The sequence below is a fragment of the Parabacteroides acidifaciens genome (assembly GCF_003363715.1).
Classification (GTDB): domain Bacteria; phylum Bacteroidota; class Bacteroidia; order Bacteroidales; family Tannerellaceae; genus Parabacteroides; species Parabacteroides acidifaciens.
Genome location: NZ_QREV01000006.1, coordinates 97,929 through 118,578 on the forward strand (window position 1 = coordinate 97,929; position 20,650 = coordinate 118,578).

22 protein-coding genes are annotated in these 20,650 nt (G+C 46.1%); 14 read left to right on the forward strand and 8 right to left on the reverse strand.

Annotated features, from left to right (window positions below):
- Window positions 1-96: 96 nt before the first annotated feature.
- On the forward strand, window positions 97-846 hold the full coding sequence (locus DWU89_RS04285) for a VOC family protein (RefSeq protein ID WP_147292088.1): 750 nt from the start codon (window positions 97-99) through the stop codon (window positions 844-846).
- Window positions 847-873: 27 nt separating this feature from the next.
- Here the strand turns inward: DWU89_RS04285 and DWU89_RS04290 are convergent, their stop codons facing one another.
- Genes DWU89_RS04290 through DWU89_RS04310 form a run of 5 tightly spaced genes read right to left on the reverse strand, consistent with a single transcriptional unit; the run spans window position 874 to window position 4,746 of the window.
- On the reverse strand, window positions 874-1,473 hold the full coding sequence (locus DWU89_RS04290) for an LOG family protein (protein WP_115498445.1): 600 nt from the start codon (window positions 1,471-1,473) through the stop codon (window positions 874-876).
- A complete protein-coding gene (locus tag DWU89_RS04295) occupies window positions 1,473-2,219 on the reverse strand; it encodes a TIGR02757 family protein (RefSeq protein ID WP_115498446.1) in 747 nt (248 codons plus the stop codon). Before DWU89_RS04295 ends, DWU89_RS04290 begins: the two co-directional genes overlap by 1 nt.
- Window positions 2,220-2,223: 4 nt before the next feature.
- Window positions 2,224-2,931, reverse strand: coding sequence for a DNA alkylation repair protein (locus DWU89_RS04300; RefSeq protein WP_115498447.1), 708 nt, complete (start codon window positions 2,929-2,931; stop codon window positions 2,224-2,226).
- The gene (locus DWU89_RS04305) at window positions 2,928-3,890 is read right to left on the reverse strand and encodes a 2-hydroxyacid dehydrogenase family protein (RefSeq protein ID WP_115498486.1); all 963 of its coding nucleotides are present in this window, start codon (window positions 3,888-3,890) and stop codon (window positions 2,928-2,930) included. Before DWU89_RS04305 ends, DWU89_RS04300 begins: the two co-directional genes overlap by 4 nt.
- 46 nt (window positions 3,891-3,936) lie before the next feature.
- On the reverse strand, window positions 3,937-4,746 hold the full coding sequence (locus DWU89_RS04310; RefSeq protein ID WP_115498448.1) for an alpha/beta hydrolase: 810 nt from the start codon (window positions 4,744-4,746) through the stop codon (window positions 3,937-3,939).
- A 173-nt stretch (window positions 4,747-4,919) separates the two neighbouring features.
- On the opposite strand from DWU89_RS04310, the gene DWU89_RS04315 reads away from it, so the two are divergent.
- From DWU89_RS04315 to DWU89_RS04355, 9 genes are all read left to right on the forward strand, one after another.
- Window positions 4,920-6,152: a nucleoside recognition domain-containing protein gene (locus tag DWU89_RS04315; RefSeq protein ID WP_115498449.1), complete on the forward strand. Its 1,233-nt coding sequence runs from the start codon at window positions 4,920-4,922 to the stop codon at window positions 6,150-6,152.
- 40 nt (window positions 6,153-6,192) lie between these two features.
- A complete protein-coding gene (locus DWU89_RS04320; protein ID WP_115498450.1) occupies window positions 6,193-6,606 on the forward strand; it encodes a nucleotidyltransferase substrate binding protein in 414 nt (137 codons plus the stop codon).
- A complete protein-coding gene (locus DWU89_RS04325; RefSeq protein ID WP_115498451.1) occupies window positions 6,579-6,899 on the forward strand; it encodes a nucleotidyltransferase family protein in 321 nt (106 codons plus the stop codon). Before DWU89_RS04320 ends, DWU89_RS04325 begins: the two co-directional genes overlap by 28 nt.
- A 16-nt stretch (window positions 6,900-6,915) precedes the next feature.
- Window positions 6,916-7,338, forward strand: a complete 423-nt coding sequence (ybeY, locus tag DWU89_RS04330; protein ID WP_115498452.1) for an rRNA maturation RNase YbeY — start codon at window positions 6,916-6,918, stop codon at window positions 7,336-7,338.
- 628 nt (window positions 7,339-7,966) lie between these two features.
- On the forward strand, window positions 7,967-8,380 hold the full coding sequence (locus tag DWU89_RS04335) for a hypothetical protein (RefSeq protein ID WP_147292089.1): 414 nt from the start codon (window positions 7,967-7,969) through the stop codon (window positions 8,378-8,380).
- Between the two features lie 122 nt (window positions 8,381-8,502).
- Window positions 8,503-9,753, forward strand: coding sequence for a 6-bladed beta-propeller (locus DWU89_RS04340; RefSeq protein ID WP_115498454.1), 1,251 nt, complete (start codon window positions 8,503-8,505; stop codon window positions 9,751-9,753).
- 4 nt (window positions 9,754-9,757) lie between these two features.
- Window positions 9,758-10,114, forward strand: a complete 357-nt coding sequence (locus DWU89_RS04345) for a LytTR family transcriptional regulator DNA-binding domain-containing protein (protein WP_115498455.1) — start codon at window positions 9,758-9,760, stop codon at window positions 10,112-10,114.
- On the forward strand, window positions 10,111-10,632 hold the full coding sequence (locus tag DWU89_RS04350) for an energy transducer TonB (RefSeq protein WP_115498456.1): 522 nt from the start codon (window positions 10,111-10,113) through the stop codon (window positions 10,630-10,632). Before DWU89_RS04345 ends, DWU89_RS04350 begins: the two co-directional genes overlap by 4 nt.
- A gap of 131 nt (window positions 10,633-10,763) precedes the next feature.
- On the forward strand, window positions 10,764-11,927 hold the full coding sequence (locus tag DWU89_RS04355; RefSeq protein WP_115498457.1) for a 6-bladed beta-propeller: 1,164 nt from the start codon (window positions 10,764-10,766) through the stop codon (window positions 11,925-11,927).
- A 100-nt stretch (window positions 11,928-12,027) separates the two neighbouring features.
- Here DWU89_RS04355 and DWU89_RS04360 read toward each other — a convergent pair whose 3' ends face one another.
- Both DWU89_RS04360 and DWU89_RS04365 read right to left on the reverse strand, forming a co-directional pair.
- Window positions 12,028-12,411 (reverse strand): HepT-like ribonuclease domain-containing protein, encoded by a 384-nt coding sequence (locus DWU89_RS04360; protein ID WP_392391921.1) that lies wholly within the window; start codon window positions 12,409-12,411, stop codon window positions 12,028-12,030.
- A complete protein-coding gene (locus DWU89_RS04365) occupies window positions 12,395-12,688 on the reverse strand; it encodes a nucleotidyltransferase family protein (protein WP_115498459.1) in 294 nt (97 codons plus the stop codon). The genes DWU89_RS04360 and DWU89_RS04365 overlap by 17 nt, the downstream gene beginning before the upstream one ends.
- Before the next feature lie 168 nt (window positions 12,689-12,856).
- Between DWU89_RS04365 and DWU89_RS04370 the strand changes: the two genes are divergently transcribed.
- The gene (locus DWU89_RS04370) at window positions 12,857-15,484 is read left to right on the forward strand and encodes a sensor histidine kinase (protein WP_115498460.1); all 2,628 of its coding nucleotides are present in this window, start codon (window positions 12,857-12,859) and stop codon (window positions 15,482-15,484) included.
- 11 nt (window positions 15,485-15,495) lie between these two features.
- The gene (locus DWU89_RS04375; protein ID WP_115498461.1) at window positions 15,496-16,251 is read left to right on the forward strand and encodes a LytR/AlgR family response regulator transcription factor; all 756 of its coding nucleotides are present in this window, start codon (window positions 15,496-15,498) and stop codon (window positions 16,249-16,251) included.
- A 15-nt stretch (window positions 16,252-16,266) separates the two neighbouring features.
- On the opposite strand, the gene DWU89_RS04380 is transcribed toward DWU89_RS04375, so the two are convergent.
- A complete protein-coding gene (locus tag DWU89_RS04380) occupies window positions 16,267-16,764 on the reverse strand; it encodes a PH domain-containing protein (RefSeq protein ID WP_115498462.1) in 498 nt (165 codons plus the stop codon).
- A 115-nt stretch (window positions 16,765-16,879) separates the two neighbouring features.
- On the opposite strand from DWU89_RS04380, the gene mnmG reads away from it, so the two are divergent.
- Together mnmG and uvrC are read left to right on the forward strand one after the other, a co-directional pair.
- On the forward strand, window positions 16,880-18,757 hold the full coding sequence (mnmG, locus tag DWU89_RS04385) for a tRNA uridine-5-carboxymethylaminomethyl(34) synthesis enzyme MnmG (RefSeq protein ID WP_115498463.1): 1,878 nt from the start codon (window positions 16,880-16,882) through the stop codon (window positions 18,755-18,757).
- Between the two features lie 85 nt (window positions 18,758-18,842).
- A complete protein-coding gene (gene uvrC, locus DWU89_RS04390) occupies window positions 18,843-20,648 on the forward strand; it encodes an excinuclease ABC subunit UvrC (protein WP_115498464.1) in 1,806 nt (601 codons plus the stop codon).
- Window positions 20,649-20,650 lie beyond the last annotated feature (2 nt).

Consider the following 20,650-nt stretch of genomic DNA (forward strand, 5'->3'; position numbering starts at 1 on the left):
ATAATCCTTCTTACCGGATTAATATCAATCTGTTCGCTCATAGCACAGGAAACAAAACGTCCGGCAATATGGGGGATCGCCAAAATGACATTTCTTGTGAGCGACATGGAGATGGCACGGGAATATTACGGACGTTTCCTCGGATTTGACGAAGCCTTTTCTTACCCGTCCCCATTAGGAACAGTTGTGTCGTTTAAAATAAATGATCGTCAATTTCTGGAATTTATTGTCGATAAGCAAGCCAAGCTAAAGAAACGTTTTGTCTCTCTCTCACTGGAAACAGAATCCGTACCAGATATGCAACGTTATTTACAATCACAGGGTATGGACGTCTCCCAATGCATCACAGACGGAGCAGGGAATGAGGTTATTGTTACACAAGATGCTGCAGGAAACAAAATCGAGTTCATCGATCTCAAAGCAAATGGACTGCACCGGAAATCCAAAGGAAAATTTCTGTCTGAAAACAGAATTTCCAAACGAATTCATCATGCCGGCTTATACGCCAAAAGTATTGATGAACAAGATCCTTTCTGGGTTAAGGTTCTGAAATGTAAAGAAATCGTCAGATATCCGCTGGATAAAACCCAACCCGGTGTTATCCAATATCTGGGCTTAGTTAATTGTACCGAAAACATCGAACACTATTCGCCTTGTGACGAAAACTTTGGTCATCCATGTTTCCTTGTTGAAGATATGCAGGAAACGATCTACACCTTAAAGGAAAGGAGAAATGGGCAAACCATAAACCAACCTTCCATAGGAAGGACAAAACGCTGGTTACTGAACCTTTTAACTCCAGATAATACGAAAGTCGAATTTACAGAAGCATATTGTATAAAGTAAATTCACCATACAATGCACAGGTAACACCTATACCAGCGCCATCTTACGTATATCCGCATCCCAGACCGGCTCCGTATAGATCAGTTCCACCGCTTCAGCCGGGGTAGAGGCCACCACCCAGAGGCCGGCGTGTTGAGGGCGCATGAAATGTTCGTCTACGGCTTTACGGAACATTTCCAACAGGGGATCGAAATAGCCGTTTATATTCAGGATCACAATTGGGTTGAGATACAAGCCTAACTGTTTCCAGGTGATCACTTCCAACAGTTCTTCCAGCGTACCACAACCGCCGGGAAGGGCAATCACGGCATCCGACAGATCGGCCATCCGTTGTTTGCGTTCGTGCATATTGTCGACTTCGACCAATTCGGTTAGTCCCTTATGGCACCAGTTCTGTTCGACCATAAAATGGGGAATTACCCCTGTAACGGTTCCTCCGGCAGATAACGTACCATCCGAAACGGCACACATCAAACCGGTATTTCCCGCGCCATTCACGACACGTAACCGGCGTTCACCCAACAGACGTCCCAACTCGGTAGCCGCCTCCTGATAGGCAGGGGCCACTTGCGTGCTGGAAGCGCAATACACACAAACCGAAGTAATCTTATTTCTCTCTTTTTCCATTATTCTTTCTTCTTATTGATATCGTAGCCAAACAAGGCGAAATCTCCTAAGCAAGGATCGTCGGGAAAGATACAGGCCAGAGCTTCCGTTATTTCAAGCGCCGTTTTCAAGGTGGCTGTACGTTGTGCGGTCAGCCCCAATTCCAAGGAGATCTGATGCACATGCGTATCCAGCGGAATAATCAATTGGCGGGGATGGAAAGCTGTCTTCCAGATGCCAAAATCGACGATTCCATCGGTGCGGATCATCCAACGCAGGAACATAGCCAAGCGTTTACAGGCGGAACTTCCGTTCATCACCGGAATGCCGTTGATACCGGAAAACAAATCCTGTAGCTTCATGACCGGATTCGGGTGGGGGCTCGCCGCCAAAGCGTCTTCCAGGGAATCATATTCCCCATAGATAGCGTTCAAGCGGTCACACAAATCACGCAAATCAGAATGTGTATAAAAGCGATAGAACGTATCCCGCTTGCCTGCAGGGACCTCCGAAACCAATTCTTTGTAGCGTCCGGACACAATCCATTCATAAGGACTTCCGCCCATCCGGTCATGCAGCCAACCGGCTTTCCGGAGGATCAATTCACGCCGTCCGTAGGATATCCAGGAGGTGATAAAAGCAGATATCTCGATGTCTTGTTTCTCCGTATAGCGGTGGGGAAACTGAACCGGATCATCCGGAATAAAAGACTTCACATTATACGTTCCTGCCCATTCTTTCAGGCGCTTTTCAGTCTGTTTATCCATCCGGTCATTTCTTTTTCAGGAAATACTGCCGCTGGTCTTCGGGGTAATGCTCGATGGCATAGCGAAGAGCCGTCCGGGGAAGTAGTGTCGCATTGCGTTCTAAAAAGTCGGTAAGTATATCGCGATCTTTCTTTCCGACCTCACGAAGCATCCAGCCCACAGCTTTATGCATCAAGTCGTGTTTATGCGTCATCAGTTTCTCGGCAAGCGCAAGTGTATCGGTAAAATCCGAGCGACGGATAAAAGCCCAGGTGCAGACAATAGAGATCCGCTGCTTCCAGAGGTTATTGCTTTCAGCCAGTTCATACAGAATGGAACGATCCTTATCCACGAGATACTCGCCGACAACATCCCGGCAGGAGAGATCCACCAGATCCCAGTTATTGCACCGGCGCGTATTCTTCAGATAGAAACGATAAACCTTTTCCCGCTCTTCGGCAGTCGTCTTCCGGTCCTGGATACGATAGACCAGAATCAGCAAGGCACAAAGACGCGCCTCATGCCAAGGGCTGTCCAGCAAACGCTGCAATTCGTCGAAAGGCATCGCTTTATTGGCTTTCGCCACACTGCGGGTTTGCGGCACGACAACGCCTAAGAAGCGGTCACCTTCGCCGTATTGTCCCGGTCCAGTCTTAAAGAAGCGGCTCAGGTGGACAGCTTTCTCCGGCGAGCCGACCGATTGCAGTTCGCTCAGTACGAAATCCGCCGTCATGGACGCAGGACCCGTGACACAGGACGGTCGCCTTCCAGGAATCCGATTACGTTATTGCAGACCGTACGGGCCATGATGATACGCGTTTCCAATGTCTGCGTACCGATATGAGGGGTGAGGACCACGTTGTCCATTTCCAGCAGTTCGGGCGAAGGGTAATCGCCAAACTCGAATACATCCAAGCCGGCACCATGAATCGTACCGTCTTTCAAAGCCTGCACCAAGGCCTTTTCATCGACCAACGGACCGCGTGCGGTGTTGATCAGGACGGCGGTCGGTTTCATCTGTTTCAGCTCGGCTTCACCGATGATATGATAGGTTTCCGGAGTGTAAGGGGCATTCAACGAGACATAATCGGACTGGGCGAGCAGTTCCTCCATAGAGGCATACGTCACGTTCAGCTTCGTTTCTTCCTCGACATAGAGCTGGCGACGATTATGGTAGAGGACTTCCATACCACAGGCATTCGCCCGTTTGGCAAGCGCTTTCCCGATACGTCCCATACCGATAATACCCAATGTCTTTCCGGTCACATTGATACCTAAGTTTTCCAATACACCGACCTTCATGTCGTGGCCCAGCGTGCGCAACTTACGGTCGCATTCCGTGATGCGACGGGCCACATCGAGCATAAGTCCGAGTGCGAGGTTGGCGGTAGGGGCTGTTACCGGGTCAGGAGTATTCGCAACCGTAATGCCTTTTTCGAGGCAATAGGCAACGTCGATATTGTTATAGCCGACGGCATAGTTGGCCACTAATTTCAAATTGGGTGCATGGTCCACCAATTCCTTGTTTACAGGGAAATCGAACATCGAGCACAACACATCGTACTCCGGTATCATCTCAAAAACTTCTTCATACGTGAAGTCTCTTCCTTCCGGAAAAGTAACCTCATACTTGCTTTCCAGCTCGGTAAAACCCTCGCGAAACATGTCGTAGGTAACTAATATCTTTGTCATAAGCAGTTCTTTTATCAAATACAAAAGTACAAAATTATCTATTACTTTATTTCTTCTTTTCGTGCTCTCTGATAAACTGGATGGCGAGCGGGAAACCGGCTGCACACATGGAGCCGTGGTCAAAACCGCCTAATTCATAAAGGGTCACATCGGGATGGCCTAAGAGTTTGAAGAGACGGTAGAAGTAGGCGGCTTCTTCGTAGCGACCATAGAGTTCTTTTTCGCGATCACCGGAGAGGATCAGGATGGGGGCGCAGTCTTTCCGTACATGATACAAAGGCGCTGTCTCGTCGATCGTAGGCTGCAAGGGTTTCAGGCCTTGGCGGTTGCGGGTTTCGAAATGCGTGATCACCTGGCCGCTGAAAGGGATGATTCCGGCCAGCTTGTCGGCATCTTTCCCATAACGGGCGAGCAGTTTCTTATCCAGGCCGACCATATCGACCAGATAACCTCCGGCAGAGTGGCCGGCGATATAGATAGAGGAGGTGCTCCCCCCGTATTTGTCGATATTATCGAACACCCAGGCGATTGCTGCGGCGGCATCATCCACGATATCCATCGTTTTCACATGTGGCGACAGGCGGTATTCAACACCGACGACCACCATATTATCCGTCAACAGTTGCGTCGGGACTTCCCGGCTTCCACCCGTCAGTCCGCCGCCATGAAACCAGACGACAACCGGCACATCTTTCACTCCCGGCTGGTAAGCGATATCCAGACGGCACATCTTGGAGGCATATTCATCCTCCGCATTCCCACGATAAGAGACATTACGCTCATAGGTATAATCGGCTGCAAAAGCCATTGCAGAAAACCATATAAGCAGAAAGGCTAACCCAATTCTATTCCTCATACTTCACTCTAAATTTGAATTGATAAAACACAAGTATTCATCTTTCAAATGTAGTCAGCTTTTTACAACTAAACAAACAATTGCCCATTTCCCGGCATCTTTTTCCGATAAAGCCGATTATTTCCTATTTTTGTAACCATGAACAAGTATCTTATTACCTGTCAACAACTGCTATGGTTCTAAATTACATCTGGATTGCCTTCTTTCTGATAGCCTTCGTGGTGGCACTTTGCAAACTGGTCATCGGTGGAGACACGGAAGTGTTCACTCAAATCATCAATGCCTCTTTTGCCTCGGCAAAGACGGGGTTCGAGATCTCCCTCGGCCTGACAGGAATCCTGTCCCTCTGGCTCGGCATTATGAAAATCGGGGAAAAAGGAGGTGTGATCCAGTCCTTTGCCCGCCTGGCAGCTCCCGTATTCAGCAAGCTCTTCCCGGGAATCCCCAAAGATCATCCGGTGACAGGTTCCATCTTCATGAACCTTTCGGCAAACCTGTTAGGGTTGGATAATGCCGCCACACCGATGGGGCTGAAGGCGATGCAGCAGCTCCAGGAGCTGAACGCGGAAAAGGATTCCGCCAGCAACCCGATGATCATGTTTCTTTGTATCAACGCTTCGGGCCTGACACTAATCCCGATCACCATCATGATGTACAGGGCACAGATGGGAGCCGCCAACCCTTCGGATATATTCCTTCCGATCATGCTGGCGACCTTCACCTCCACCCTTGTCGCCATACTGGCCGTCTGCATCAAGCAGCGGATCAATATCCTGCAACGGAACCTGCTGCTGTTTTTCGGAGGGCTGGCGCTGTTTATCGGCGGACTGGTCTGGCTGTTCAACTCGCTGGAACAGGAACAGGTGTCCCTCTACTCCACCCTGTTTGCCAATACATTGCTTTTCACGATTATCTGTGGCTTTATCATCAGTGGAATCCGGAAGAAAATCAATGTGTACGACACGTTTATCGAAGGAGCCAAAGAGGGTTTCAAGACAGCTGTCACCATCATCCCCTACCTCATCGCCGTATTGGTTGCCATCGGAATATTCAGGGCTTCGGGCGCGATGGATTTTCTGATAGACGGTATCCGCATGGGAGTTTCGGCCGCTGGGTTAGACACGAAATTCGTAGAAGGCCTGCCCACAATGCTGATGAAACCGCTTAGCGGCAGCGGAGCACGGGGAATGATGCTCGACGCCATGAACACATACGGGGCCGACTCGTTCGTTGGCCGCCTCTCCTCCATCGTACAAGGCTCAAGCGACACAACCTTTTACGTCGTTGCTCTCTATTACGGCAGCGTCGGCATACGCAATACACGCTACACGGTACAATGTTCCCTGTTGGCAGACCTTGCCGGGGCTATTGCGGCGGTTGCGATGACGTATCTGTTTTTTACCTGAAAATTTCGTATCTTCGTCCTGTTAAATATAGAGAAAAAACATGGAACAACAAGATATACGCTGGAAACAACGTTTTCAGAACTTCGACAAAGCTTTCCTCCGGCTAAACGAGGCGATCCGGATCATACGGAATGACCCGGACAATTTCGTCTTGCAAGCCGGACTGGTACAGATCTATGAGTTCACGTTCGAACTTTCATGGAAAACCCTGAAAGATTATCTGGAAGCGGAAGGATTCACATGTCCCTCCCCGCGCGCCACCTTGCGGCAAGCGTTCCAATCCGGTTATATCCGGGACGGCGACATTTGGTTACAAGCCCTGAACGACCGGAATCTGACAACTCATACGTATGACGAGGCAACGGCCCTACTGGTCACGAACAATATTCAAACAAAATATTTTCCTCTATTAAAGGAGTTACACGCATGGCTGGAGATACAATCATACGATTAGGGCTTACACCCGGTCATAAGGAAATCATCAATCGGATCTGTTCCCAATATCCGCACGTCGAGGAAGTTATCGTGTTCGGTTCAAGGGCAAAAGGCAATTACAAGCCAGGTTCGGACATAGACCTTGCAATCAAAGGCTCTAACTTGACGAGAGAAGACTTGTGTAGCCTCGCAGGAGCATTCGAAGAATCTCTCCTTCCGTTTTTCGTTGACCTTCTCTCCTACTCATCCATTACAAACCCCGATTTAAAAGCACATATCGACAGGGTTGGAATAACAATTTACAAACAATAGAAACAACAGGAAACTTATGGCAATAGCATTTTACGCGGAAGACACGAAGCTTCCGGCAATCAAAAAGAGAACGGTCAGCAACTGGATCAAGGCAGTAGCCGCCACATACGGGAAAAAAACGGGCGACATCAGCTATATCTTCTGTTCCGACGAGAAAATCCTGGAAGTAAACCGCCAATACCTCCAGCACGATTATTACACGGATATCATCACCTTCGACTACACCAGCGGGGATAAAATCTCCGGCGACCTGTTCATCAGCCTGGACACTGTCCGGACCAACTCCGAAACATTCCATACCGACTACAACGAAGAGCTCCACCGCACCATCATCCACGGTATCCTCCACCTCTGCGGCATCAACGACAAAGGTCCGGGAGAACGCGAAATCATGGAGGCAAACGAAGACAAGGCACTGGCAATGCTACCGGAGGAATGAAAGGGACTTATTGTATAAAACGCTTTTTTCAGGCTCAAAAGACAGGCGAAACAAAACAAATGTTAATCCGCTTTTTTGACTTCAAAAAGGGACTTTTTCACCTTTTTTGAGCGTTTGCAGCAATTACGACCGTACTCTTTGCCATTACGACCGTGCTAATGTATAGTGCACTCGGCACCTCGCGAAGATTAGGACGGTCGTAATGGCGATTTGGACGGTCGTAATTGGAAAGAGGACCGTTTTAAGGGCAAAAAAGCACCTGAATTTCCTTGGGATATTTGGGACGCCGTCCGTTTTATTTTCAAATATTCGATTCTCCGGGAGTTAAGCTTTATCACTTTGTCGGTGTTTTCGCTTTTCGGTAATCAAATTGCATACTTTCCTGGACGACCTCGGCATCTCTTTTCATCTGTTGTCAGACAAAAAAGCTAAAATCGTAAAAAAAGTCAATCCAAAATGAATCAGAATTTCAGACGAAATAGAAAAACAGCCGAAAAGGGGGGTTATTGTAAAATTTAACAGAATACCCCACCCTTCGAATATCCTGCAATTAGATAAAAAACAAAAGCTAACTATACTAAAGCCTTCTACCCCACGTTCTATGAATATAAACATCAAACATATTATTATGAACACATCAATCGCAACAAACCGGATCAAGAGATTTATCAACTCATTCCCTGAAATCTGGTATATCACCCTCTTCTCCCTGCTGGTGATTAGTGATATCGCTTGCCTGTTTACCTCCGGCTGGCATTCCGGAAATACGGTTACCACTCTGGTTTCCCTGGCGATCGTTATTTTATTGCTGATGCAACTTTTCCGGAATAATACTTGGAGCCGTTTCCTGCTCGGTACCATTTTTACATTTGGTTCACTATTTATGTTCCTTGCTTTGCTGTCCGAATATTCCGAGTTTCCATTAGGTACGGAACCGGGCGCAATTACCTTGCTGGCTGTCGGCATTCCGCTAATCGGCTTTTCATTCCTCATGGGCGGGAAAATGTTATTGAAAGGGATACGTAATATGTATGCTTGCTAAAAACGAATTGCACAAATACGGCTTTCGTAAATTCTGACAGGCATTTCACAAAACGGGCAGAATAATACACACCGGGAATCTTCGCTTTTAATATGTTTGTATTTCAAATAACATATTGAAGCATGAAGAATCTCACACTCCTATTAATTATTTGCTTGCTTACGGCTTGTAATCCCAGCAACCGGAACAGTTACGGCAACTCGTTAAAAGTAATCGATGTAGAAGATGCGTTCCGACATCCGGAAGCTTTCACGTTAGCCGATCTTGGAAAAGAACAAAGCTATATTCCCCTCGAGACAACAGACTCTTCTATTGTCGCCATCTCCTCCATTACGGCGATGGTCGTAACAGACCGGCATATCCTGATCGGCGCCCGTACAGCTCCAATCAAAGTCTTTGATAAAACGACCGGGCACTATATCGGGCAGATCGGACAAATCGGAAACGGGCCGGCTGAATATCCGAACGGAACTAATTTCACTACAGACCCGATAACCCGGAAAGTGTACGTTCGTATCTCCCCTTCAAAGCAACAATGTTATGATATCACAGGCCATTTCCTGAAAACCGTCGAATGGAAAGAAGCTGCCGGGGGCATGATCATCGCCCCCTACTTCCTGGATGATAAAATCTACACATACGTGAATATTCCAACAGAACAAACCAATAATCTTTCGTATCTTTACGATGCGGATAGTGGGGCTATACAAGATTCCCTGCCTTTGAGATGGGGAGGCGATATCCCTGCCGGGAAATCGAAGTTGGTAATGCCGCTGGCCGGTGCGGAAATGCTGGGCGGGATGGCTTACATCGTCCAATTTGAGGATAACAGGTGGACATACGGCTCGCAAAATAACGCTGCTTACTGGTATCACGACGGAGAGCTGTGCATGAAGGATTTCTTTTGCGACACCCTCTTTACCGTAAAAGGCTTTGACCGGTTGACGCCCCGGATGGTTTTCAAAATGGGCAGTTCCGGCGGATTCGCCCGCTACGAAAACAGCGATGTAATGGAGGACAAATATATTATCACCCGCTTGATGGAGACAGAGAATATCATCTATTTCAATTTGTTTAAAGATATGTACAATGTAGACGGCTGGATGAAAGGAGGCAGTAATCCTCCCTATTGCGGAATATACGACAAACGGAGCGGGCGGACGAAAGTCATGAAATCGGTCCGTATAGAGAGCGACAGGGAAGAGATGCCGGGCTTCGCCATTTACAACATATCGACCGCTGGTGAGCTGATCGTATGCTATCAGACGGAAGACCTGATAAATGCACGCGAAAAGATGCCGGAATCCGAACAACCGGCATGGCTGAAACAATTGAAGGAGGACGATAATCCGGTAATTCTTCTAATTAAATAACAGAATGGCTAAATATCTCATCGTATCCAACAGTTACCAATTGCTGCGAATAACAGCCGACCGAGTCGCTTACATCGCTTCCGACGGCAGTTATTCGACGTTGAGGCTGATCGGTGGGGAAGAGCATATTTTCTCATTCAACCTCTCTGTTTTTGAGAAGCTGATAGAACAGCAGCTGCAGGAGGAAGCCGGTATTTTCATCCGGGTCGGCAGAAGCCTGATCATAAACAGTTGTTATATTTACAGTATCAATCTGACAAAACAGGAACTGACATTATCAGACCTGAAATTCCCGGATAAATTTGTCCTGCAGGTATCCAAAGAGGCGTTGAAATCATTAAAATCAGTAATCGAGATATGAAAGACGAGATAAACGAAAATGAAGTTTACTTCTTAGGGCAGGATCGTCCCATTCCTAAAAACAGCTTTTCGAAATGGAAAGTCGTGATCGGCATGATCGTGATCATCGCTCTTTCAATCGCCGGCTCGCTGACATGGAGCTTTCATAAAGGCGGTAAAGCGGTTCCTGTCCTGGAAGGAGAAATACTCGATACGGTTTCTATCCTGCCGCAAGGAAGTAAAATGCCCCGGTTTAACGGGACAGACGATATGTCCGCGTTCATGGATTGGGTCTGCAAGCACCTCGTTTACCCCAAAGGGGTGGAGACGGAGAAAGAGTTGGTCGTCGTCAGTTTCATCATCCGGACAGATGGAAAGCTCGGTGGTTTCAACATACGGAAAGCCCCCCGGAACAAAGCCTTCGAGGAAGCTGTCATCACCCTGCTCGAACAATCTCCTGAGTGGGAACCGGCGGAACTGCCCAACGGAAAGAAGGTGAATATGAAATATACGCTTCCGGTGCTTTTCAGGAATGAATAAAACGCCTGTTACTCATCCAAAACCGCCATTTGCTCATTTGCCGGATACCCTCCCGATATTATCACATAGATTTGAATCTAATCCTGGAAACAGGCAAATAAGGGATTGGTAACAATAATAAATTATCCGGAATGAAAACTATAACTATTTTCTTTCTATTTATTCTGTTAATAACGACAGGTTGCAAAAGACAGAATCAAACGGCAGACGACTTGATCACGGTTGACATCACAAAAAATTCTTATCCCAAAAAGGAACTGATTCTTCAAGATTTCATGGATGTGGAGTATATTCCGCTGGAAACAAACGATGATTTTGTTAATCAAGGGTTTGTACAGGCTGTAGGCGAAAAATTCATAATAGTGGCAAACTATCGGAAAGACGGAGATATTTTTGTGTATGACCGGACGGGAAGAGCCATCCGTAAGATAAACCGCCAAGGGCAAGGAGGAGAAGAATACATATCTTTTACAAGCATTACATTGGATGAGGAAAACAATGAAATGTTTCTAAACGATCATTGGGCAAGAAAAATAAAGGTTTATGACTTAGAGGGAAATTTTAAGCGAAGTTTTAAACAGAAGCAGGAAGGTAATACCCAGTTTTACGGGCAAATATTCAATTATGATAAAGAGAATCTGATTTGTTACGATGAATGTAATGACGATATTCCATTTCTGCTCGTCTCGAAGCAAAATGGGAGTATAACCAAAGAGATTAAAACTCCATTTAAAGAGAAAAAGCTCTTCTTTCAACTTTTAAGACATGAAAAGGGAACAAGAATGGCCGGGCCTGGTATGTATAGTAGAATAACTCCCTTTAATGGCAATTGGATTCTGTTAGAACCCTCATCAGATACGATCTACACCTTAATGCCCGATTGCAGTTTGCGTCCATTTATCGCACGAACCCCACCCATCCATACCATGGATCCGGGATTCTACCTGGTTTTAAAGTTGGTTTCCAATCGTTATTATTTCATGGAAAGCATAAAGAATGTATATGATTTCAGCAAAGAAGAGGGGTTTCCGAGAACGTACCTTGTGTATGATACACAGGAAAAGGATTTCTTTAGGTATATCATATACAATGGCGATTATTCTTATAAAAAAGAATTTTATATGTCTATGCTGACCCCTATCAATTCCAAAGGCGAATTATGGGCTACTCTAAACGCTTTCGAACTTTGCAGAGATTATGAAAAAGGGAAGTTGAAAGGCAAACTGAAAGAAGTCACCGCGACATTGGGAGAGGATGATAATCGGGTAATCATGTTGGTCAAACACAAAAAGTAACCTCCAGGTTATATTATTGCTTATCAAATACAGGTATTTTCATTCCTCCTGGGCGGGAAAATGTTATTGAAAGGGGTACGTAATATGTACCTTAGTAAAATCAGGACTGAAGTATATTTCTGATTTTTAGTATTGCTAATTTCAATGGAGACAGGCTTTGCTTGACAATTGCAAATATAATTTCTTCATCAACATTGGCATATTCATGTGATATAATATTCCGGAGAGCGATCACTTTATGCCAAGGTATTTCAGGATACTCGCATAACAGCTCTCCATTTGTGCACTCATCGATCTTCTTAATATTTTCACCAATGATTTGAAGACGCATTACACAGCCATCAAAAATCAAGACATGCTCTGGTGATAGCAAAAAGTCCTCTGCCGATTGGATCGAGTTACTCCATTGCATTATCAGATCAATTGACTCGACAATTTGCTCACAACGATCTAAAACTCTGCCCCTATCAAACATAAATGCCATCTTTAAGGATATTATTTTTCAACGCTGGCCGTAATGAATCTCTTAGCCGAATCAAATCAACTTTACATTTACATAATGACTCTAACAATTCTTTAAGGTCAAAAAGAATGAACGGTTCAACCTTTTCAAGCGAAACAAATACATCCAGATCGCTTTCTTCCGTCTGTTCTCCTCTGGCCACAGAGCCAAAAATCCCCAACTCTTTAATACCGAATCGAGGACCAAATTCTTTTTTGAATTTAGATAAGATTTCTTTATATTCAGCTATAGACTGCATAAACCTATCGTTTTTACAAAGTTAGGAATAAAATCAATAATATGCAACTATCTTTTATTTCACCTGTTACTCATCCAAACCCGTCATCTGCTCATTTACCGGACGGATACTGGTCTTTGCTGAATACATTTGGACTGTAATTAAATTATTCATCTTATTTTTACAGTCATGAAAACAGTACTCCTATTCCTTCTTGTCTTTCTGGCACAAATCGGTTCGGCCGAGACGTTCAAGCCCTATACACCCGACTCCCTGAAAAAAGGCGATTGGGTGGTAATTGAGTCTGTCAACTATTATCCTTACATCGCCCCCGGCCTGAAAGAGGAAGTACCCTGGCGGGCGGAAAACATCCGGAGAATTACTATCCGGGGAACCGTAACGGATATAAATGCTAAAACGCTCACCATGGACTATACGCTTGAAAACGTATATGACTGCCGGAATGATAAAGAGAACCCCGGTTTTTCCTATTTCGACAGCCGCTATATGCAGGATCTTGTTGCCGAAGAGAATGAGGCAGGCAAGCTGATTGCGCGTTTCACATACGACCGAAAAAGCGGAAAAACAAAAACTTTCAAGAAAGAAGATTATCTATATACGTACACAATGGCCTATATTCCTTTCGGAGTAAGAGGGACAGGGATGCCTGCCAACTCCACAGATATAGGAGCAGACGACATAAAATTCGACAGGTTTTCGACCTTCTTATTTGATAATTTTCCGGCCAAATGGGAAAAAGACGGCACGATCCGGTTAACTCCGGATGCACGGATTGTCGATGCATCATTTGAACTTCCTCCGAATACGGAATTTACCGTAAGCAATTTCAGTTTCGAGGCATCCAAAGATTCGACTGTCCATAAAAAAATATTTATTGCCTACCCGACTGATTATAAAGTCGGAGAACGAATGACACTGCTGCTTACTCCCGGAGATTCCATTATTCAGGACAAAGAATTATATGAAAAGACACACAATATGCGCTATATGGGACGAGGAAGCGAGCAAAACAACTTTCAATACAGTTTCGTACGGTTTGCCAACATATACGAATCTGACATACTTAACCTTGACTTCGACTCTCCCGACCAGATGAAAAAAGACTTCCAGTCCCGCAACGCCCTTTTTCAAGCTGCATTAGAGAACGATGACTTTAAGAATATGGATCCCTATTGGAAAAAGGTATTCGAACGTTCGGAGCAATACTTTGAAGGAATGCTTGTCCTTATGCGCTATATGAAAGCGACCGACAAAGAGGCCTGGCATAAAAGCGGCCTGCTCGACTGGCAAGCGCCTCATTTCGCATCGGTCAATCCACTCATCGACTTTGCATACAGTACGAAAAAACCGTTTGCCACATGTTACTATTCTTTCCTGTACAGGTATTCACTCTATAAGAAACAGGAGCTCAAATCGGATAACCTATGCCTGAATAAGGAGAAAGAATTAACCCCACAGGAAAACTATCTTCTGAACAAACAGATTTTCTCCGGTTTCCCCCAATATGTGTTAAACGAGGCGACTTTAGGGAGTATCATGTACGACAGTATGTTATCTGAAATAGAAGAAGACTATAATGATTTTATCAGCTCCTGTCCAGATACCAGCCTGACAAATATATTGACCTCCGCATACAATAAGTTCTTGCCTTTCGAAGCCGGAAAAAACATCCGGGAGAGTGGCCTTATGATAGCCGACAGCCTGAATCTGAAGAAAGGAAGCGACCGGAAATATATCTTACTATATTTATCGACATGGGGAGGCCTTCCCGCACCGAGTCTTCAAAACGCGCTTGACTTTCAGAAACACCTTGAATCAGAAGGGATATCATCCGCCGTACGGCTCGAACTATACGCCAAATTCTCCGATCATAATGCCAATCGGGTAAAGCCTTACAAAGCGATCCCCGACCAGCAAATCGAGGAATTAAAACGTAAAGGGTTCAGCACCATGACGATCCTGATGCGTGAAGACGGGACCATCCTCTATCGCAAATTTGGCAATTGGTTATTTGATCCTCAAAAGCCACTCCTCCAAGTACTACAAAAGGACCTGAACAGAGTAGACGAGTCGATGAGTGATTTCAAAAAAGGATTCAAAGAAGGTGTTTTAGGTTCGCTCTTAGTCATTGTAATCATCGGTCTCGTTTACTATTTCCGGACAAAAAGTAAGCGGAAAGAGGAGCGCAACCGGCGGCATATCTCCGAGCTTGAACTCCGCGCGATCCGTTCCCAGATGAATCCGCATTTCATCTTTAATGCATTAAGTTCGATCCAGAATCTGATTAACCGTTCGGCCAATCAGGAAGCGAACAAATACCTGATCGACTTCTCACGTTTGCTGCGGAAAGTACTGGCGACTTCCGAAAAGAAGTTAGTGCCTCTTTCCGATGAGCTCGAACAATTACAGTTATATTTGAAACTCGAGCAGCTTCGTTTCCCCTTCTCCTACTCGTTCGCTATTGATGAAAACATCAAACCGGAACTGATCGAAATACCGGGAATGCTGATACAGCCGTTCGTTGAAAACGCCGTAAAGCACGGAATCGCTCCGCGGGGGGAAGGAGAAATCATAATTCGATTATCTTTGCAGAAGCAAGTGCTGATAATCGATATTACAGACGACGGTCCCGGAATAGCGACAGACACAGACGGAGGCTTCGGCATCCGTGCCATCAGCAGCCAATTCGAGATATTAAAGACTTTATATAATACGGAAATCAGTATTACAATTGAAAACAGACAGGAGAAAGAATCTGTTTCCGGTTGCCATGTCCGATTGTCCATTCCTTTATAACAAGACGAAATATGGAAACGAAAATAACTGCAGCAATCGTTGAAGACGAACAGGGGAATAGGGAAAACCTGCTCCGTATGGTTGAAACCTATTGTCCGCAAATCAGGATTTCAGCGATCTGCAGTTCCGTGACCGAAGCCCGTAGCATCCTCCCCGAAACAAAACCGGATATCCTTTTTCTGGATATCCGGCTGGGGGATGATACCGGTTTTAGCCTGTTGGAAAGTCTCCCGGATATTTCGTTTGAAGTGATCTTCACCACAGCCTACGACAGCTATGCAATCCAGGCCATCCGTTTCAGCGCGCTCGATTACCTGCTGAAACCGATCGACCCGGAAGAGCTGGTACATGCGGTCGATAAAGCGGTACAGGTTATTCTCAGGAAACAGGAAAATAAGCGGATGCAAAACCTGCTACAGAACGTCCGGGCACTGGACAAGCAGAAGAAAATAGCTTTGTCCGTAGCCGATAAAGTAGAGTTTGTGGAGATCGGTTCTATCATCCGCTGCGAATCAGAAAGCAATTATACGACCTTCTACCTGAAGTCCGGAGAAAAACTGATCGTTTCCAAAACACTCAAGGAGTTTGACGAATTACTAACGCCCTACAATTTCCTCCGCGTCCACCAGTCACATCTGATCAATCTGGATGAAATCAGAAGTTTCATCAAAACGGACGGCGGCTATATCCGGATGAAAGACGGTTCGACCGTCAGTATCTCCCGGCAACGGCGTAACTATGTGCTGGAGGTTCTAAAGCAGTTATAAACCACCCTCCTGTTCCTATCTCCATAGTATTGCCCGATTCAGGTAATTGATAAATTCTGGATCGTCGGGGGCGATGATAAAGTTTCCACGACCGGCTGTCGTAATCAGAATGCAGTTATTGGAACGACGGGCAAAGATCTTCACATGTCCGATAGTGGTAAAAGAGAAATATCCAAGATAACCAAACAACCAGCTGGAACCGAACGAACGGATCCCAACTCCTAAATCCGATTGATCTACTTCTCGTGCCGAAATGATCTCTTCAATGCGGATATAATATTTCCGAAAGGGTGTGTCGATTGTCAACTTTTCCCCATCCACGATAAAGCGTTTCGGCATAAAGCCCCGAGTTGTAACAGAAAGGAGGGTGCTAAAAGCAAACATGCCAAGCAATGCATACAGATCTCCATAGTAGGCCGGGAATAAGCAAACGCCATACAAGATAAAAAGCGTGACAGATGTTTTTATCTTATTGGCACTATCCATTGTCGAAGAAGAGATCCGGGCTTCCATAATGTCATTCTTTAGGTATTACTTAGATATTCCAAGATTTACAAATATAACCAAAAACCCATACAAAATGCATTCGATTTGCACTATCTTTGCAAAAACAAAGATAATTAGGACAATGACTTTCAATTACGATGTGATCGTGGTAGGTGCCGGACACGCAGGCTGTGAAGCCGCAGCGGCTGCAGCCAACCTGGGTTCGAAGACACTTCTCATAACAATGGATATGAACAAGATTGCGCAGATGAGCTGCAATCCGGCGGTTGGTGGTATAGCCAAGGGGCAGATCGTTCGTGAAATAGACGCTTTAGGCGGTTATATGGGAATTGTGACGGATCATACAGCCATCCAGTTCCGTATGCTGAATAAGAGCAAAGGGCCGGCTATGTGGAGTCCGCGCTCGCAAAGCGACCGCGCCCGCTTTATCGAATGCTGGCGGGGAATACTCGAGAACCTTCCGAACCTTTATATCTGGCAGGATACCGTGCGCGAGCTTTTGCTCGATGGAGACACGGTATGCGGCGTAAAAACCTATATGGACGTCGAGTTCCGTGCCAAAAGCGTAGTGCTCACAAACGGGACTTTCCTGAACGGCCTGCTTCATATCGGACGTACACAGTTGCGCGGCGGCCGTATAGCCGAACCGGCTGCAACCGGGCTGACCGAACAATTGGTTTCGTTAGGCATCAAATCCGAACGGATGAAGACCGGGACACCTGTGCGCATCGATGCACGAAGCGTCCACTTCGATGAAATGGCGGAACAGCCGGGGGAAAACGACTTCCACAAGTTCTCCTATATGGACACTTCACACCGTGTTTTGAAACAGCTCAGTTGTTGGACGACATTCACAAATGAGGCCTGTCACGAAGTTTTGCGCCAGGGTCTCCCCGACTCTCCGCTGTACAACGGACAGATTCAAAGCATCGGCCCGCGCTATTGCCCCAGCATCGAGACAAAGATCGTTACGTTTGCAGACAAACCCCAGCATCAGCTTTTCCTGGAGCCGGAAGGCGAAACGACGCAGGAATATTACCTGAACGGCTTCTCCTCTTCCTTGCCCCTCGATATCCAGTTGCGTGCCCTGCTACAAATACCGGCATTTCGCGACATACAGATTTACCGTCCGGGATATGCCATCGAATATGATTTCTTCGATCCGACACAACTACAGCATAATCTGGAAACAAAACAAATCCATAACCTGTTCTTTGCCGGACAGATCAACGGAACGACGGGATATGAGGAAGCTGGCGGACAAGGACTGATCGCCGGCATCAACGCGCACATCAATTGTTATGGCGGCGAACCGTTCATATTAGGCCGCGACGAAGCCTACATTGGCGTATTGATAGACGACCTCGTCACAAAAGGCGTAGACGAGCCTTACCGTATGTTTACCTCCCGCGCCGAATACCGCATCTTGCTTCGCCAAGATGATGCGGATATGCGTCTGACGGAAAAAGCATACAAGATCGGTTTGGCAAAACAAGACCGTTACGACCTGCTCACAGAGAAAAGAGCAAGCCGGGATGCGATCATCTCTTTTGCCGAAAACTATTCCATCAAGCCGCAATACATAAACAGCGGTTTGGAGGCATTGGGCACGACTCCCCTTTCACACGGCTGCAAGCTGATCGAATTAATTCCGCGTCCGCAAGTCACGTTGGAAAATATGGCAGAACTTGTTCCTGCCTTCCGCGAGGTTTTGGACAAAGTTCCGGTTTCACGCAAAGAAGAGATTATCGAAGCGGCAGAAATCCTGATCAAATATAGTGGCTATATCCGTCGCGAACAGATCATCGCTGACAAGATCAGCCGCCTGGAGAATATTCATATCAAAGGTAAATTCGATTACAATTCTATCCAGTCTTTATCGACGGAAGCCCGCCAGAAGCTGACACGGATAGACCCGGACACCATTGCCCAAGCAAGCCGTATTCCAGGCATCTCGCCAAGCGATATAAACATCCTGTTGGTGATGCTTGGCCGCTAAAGACAGAATGTTCCACGTGAAACATTTACTTTAACAAGAATAGCGTAAAACACTGGAAATAGGACAGAAACATACAGAAAAGAGAATGAGCGCAACCGAGGAACATATAAAAACAATACTTTCCGTCATCCCTGAATCGCCGGGCTGCTACCAGTATTTTGACGATAAAGGGACGATCATTTATGTAGGCAAGGCAAAGAACCTGAAGCGCCGCGTTTCCTCCTATTTCAACAAGGAACACGACAGCAACAAGACGCGCGTTCTTGTCAAGCAGATACGGGACATTAAATACATCGTTGTCGATTCCGAAGAAGACGCTCTTCTTTTAGAGAACAATCTGATCAAACAATATCGTCCCCGGTATAACGTGCTGTTGAAAGACGACAAGACATATCCATCCATTGTTGTCAAGAACGAATATTTCCCGCGCGTATTCCAAACAAGGAATATTGTACGGGACGGCTCGCGCTATTACGGCCCCTATCCTTCCGTGTACACAGCAAAGGTCATGCTGCAAATGCTGAAAGATTTATATCCGCTACGAACCTGCAAATTGCCTCTTACACCCGAATCCATCGCCGAAGGACGCTATAAAGTTTGCCTGGAATATCACATCAAACGGTGTAAAGGGCCTTGCGAAGGATTGCAAACACTGGAAGAATACCAGCAAAACATCTCCGAAATAAAAGAAATCCTGCGCGGAAACATTTCACAGATAAGCAAGCATCTCTACGAACAGATGCAAACCCTTGCCGGAGAATTACGGTTCGAGGAAGCGCAAAAGATTAAAGAAAAGTACGATGTCATCGAGAATTACCGGGCCAAATCGACAGTCGTCACGCCGATGCTTCACAATATAGACGTTTTCTCGCTGGCCGAAAACGAGAACTCCGCTTATATCAACTACATGCATATAGGGAACGGAGCCATCGTCCAAGCCTACACTTTTGAATATAAGAAGCGTTTGGATGAATCGAAAGAAGACCTCCTCAGCCTGGGCATTATCGAAATGCGCAACCGCTTTAAAAGTACGGCACGCGAAATCATTATTCCTTTTCCGCTGGATATAGAGCTGGAAAACGTGACGATCACAGTGCCCCAACGCGGAGACAAGAAAAAACTGGTCGAGCTTTCCGAGATGAACGTAAAGCAATACAAGGTTGACAAACTGAAACAGGCGGAAAAGCTGAATCCGGAACAACGCAGCACGCGCCTTCTGAAAGAGATTCAAGACACCTTGCATCTGCCTAAACTACCCGCCCATATCGAGTGTTTCGACAATTCGAACATACAAGGGAGCGATGCGGTGGCTGCGTGTGTTGTCTTCAAAATGGCGAAACCATCGAAGAAAGATTACCGGAAATACAATATCAAGACAGTTGTCGGTCCGGACGATTACGCCTCCATGAAAGAGGTCGTACGCCGCCGCTACCAGCGCGCCATAGACGAGAAATCTCCCCTGCCCGACCTGATCATTACGGACGGTGGAAAGGGGCAAATGGAAGTAGTACGCGAAGTTCTCCAAGATGAACTCCACCTCGACATTCCGATTGCCGGCCTTGCAAAAGACGGCAAGCACCGGACATCGGAACTGCTTTTCGGCTTCCCCCCCGAAACAATCGGTATGCCGATACAAAGTTTCATGTTCAAGTTCTTCACCCAGATGCAGGACGAAGTACACCGTTTCGCCATCACTTTCCATAAGGACAAGCGAAGCAAGAACCAGACAAAATCGGAATTAGACGCCATAAAAGGGATCGGAGAAAAGACAAAAGTATTACTTTTACGCCACTTTAAGAGCGTAAAGCGAATACGCGAGGCCAGCTTCGACGAACTGAAGGCAGTAATCGGAGAAGCCAAAACAAATGCTTTAATAAATGGTTTAAAATAAAG

What these genes read in the sequence shown, in the direction of transcription:
- DWU89_RS04355 (WP_115498457.1), top strand. Translation starts at nt 10,764, where the DNA reads ATGAAAACTATAACTATTTTCTTTCTATTTATTCTGTTAATAACGACA.
- DWU89_RS04365 (WP_115498459.1), bottom strand. Translation starts at nt 12,688, where the DNA reads ATGCAGTCTATAGCTGAATATAAAGAAATCTTATCTAAATTCAAAAAA.
- DWU89_RS04290 (WP_115498445.1), bottom strand. Translation starts at nt 1,473, where the DNA reads ATGGAAAAAGAGAGAAATAAGATTACTTCGGTTTGTGTGTATTGCGCT.
- DWU89_RS04340 (WP_115498454.1), top strand. Translation starts at nt 8,503, where the DNA reads ATGAAGAATCTCACACTCCTATTAATTATTTGCTTGCTTACGGCTTGT.
- DWU89_RS04295 (WP_115498446.1), bottom strand. Translation starts at nt 2,219, where the DNA reads ATGGATAAACAGACTGAAAAGCGCCTGAAAGAATGGGCAGGAACGTAT.
- DWU89_RS04360 (WP_392391921.1), bottom strand. Translation starts at nt 12,411, where the DNA reads ATGGCATTTATGTTTGATAGGGGCAGAGTTTTAGATCGTTGTGAGCAA.
- uvrC (WP_115498464.1), top strand. Translation starts at nt 18,843, where the DNA reads ATGAGCGCAACCGAGGAACATATAAAAACAATACTTTCCGTCATCCCT.
- DWU89_RS04345 (WP_115498455.1), top strand. Translation starts at nt 9,758, where the DNA reads ATGGCTAAATATCTCATCGTATCCAACAGTTACCAATTGCTGCGAATA.
- mnmG (WP_115498463.1), top strand. Translation starts at nt 16,880, where the DNA reads ATGACTTTCAATTACGATGTGATCGTGGTAGGTGCCGGACACGCAGGC.
- DWU89_RS04320 (WP_115498450.1), top strand. Translation starts at nt 6,193, where the DNA reads ATGGAACAACAAGATATACGCTGGAAACAACGTTTTCAGAACTTCGAC.
- DWU89_RS04370 (WP_115498460.1), top strand. Translation starts at nt 12,857, where the DNA reads ATGAAAACAGTACTCCTATTCCTTCTTGTCTTTCTGGCACAAATCGGT.
- ybeY (WP_115498452.1), top strand. Translation starts at nt 6,916, where the DNA reads ATGGCAATAGCATTTTACGCGGAAGACACGAAGCTTCCGGCAATCAAA.
- DWU89_RS04325 (WP_115498451.1), top strand. Translation starts at nt 6,579, where the DNA reads ATGGCTGGAGATACAATCATACGATTAGGGCTTACACCCGGTCATAAG.
- DWU89_RS04350 (WP_115498456.1), top strand. Translation starts at nt 10,111, where the DNA reads ATGAAAGACGAGATAAACGAAAATGAAGTTTACTTCTTAGGGCAGGAT.
- DWU89_RS04305 (WP_115498486.1), bottom strand. Translation starts at nt 3,890, where the DNA reads ATGACAAAGATATTAGTTACCTACGACATGTTTCGCGAGGGTTTTACC.
- DWU89_RS04335 (WP_147292089.1), top strand. Translation starts at nt 7,967, where the DNA reads ATGAACACATCAATCGCAACAAACCGGATCAAGAGATTTATCAACTCA.
- DWU89_RS04310 (WP_115498448.1), bottom strand. Translation starts at nt 4,746, where the DNA reads ATGAGGAATAGAATTGGGTTAGCCTTTCTGCTTATATGGTTTTCTGCA.
- DWU89_RS04315 (WP_115498449.1), top strand. Translation starts at nt 4,920, where the DNA reads ATGGTTCTAAATTACATCTGGATTGCCTTCTTTCTGATAGCCTTCGTG.
- DWU89_RS04300 (WP_115498447.1), bottom strand. Translation starts at nt 2,931, where the DNA reads ATGACGGCGGATTTCGTACTGAGCGAACTGCAATCGGTCGGCTCGCCG.
- DWU89_RS04380 (WP_115498462.1), bottom strand. Translation starts at nt 16,764, where the DNA reads ATGGAAGCCCGGATCTCTTCTTCGACAATGGATAGTGCCAATAAGATA.
- DWU89_RS04375 (WP_115498461.1), top strand. Translation starts at nt 15,496, where the DNA reads ATGGAAACGAAAATAACTGCAGCAATCGTTGAAGACGAACAGGGGAAT.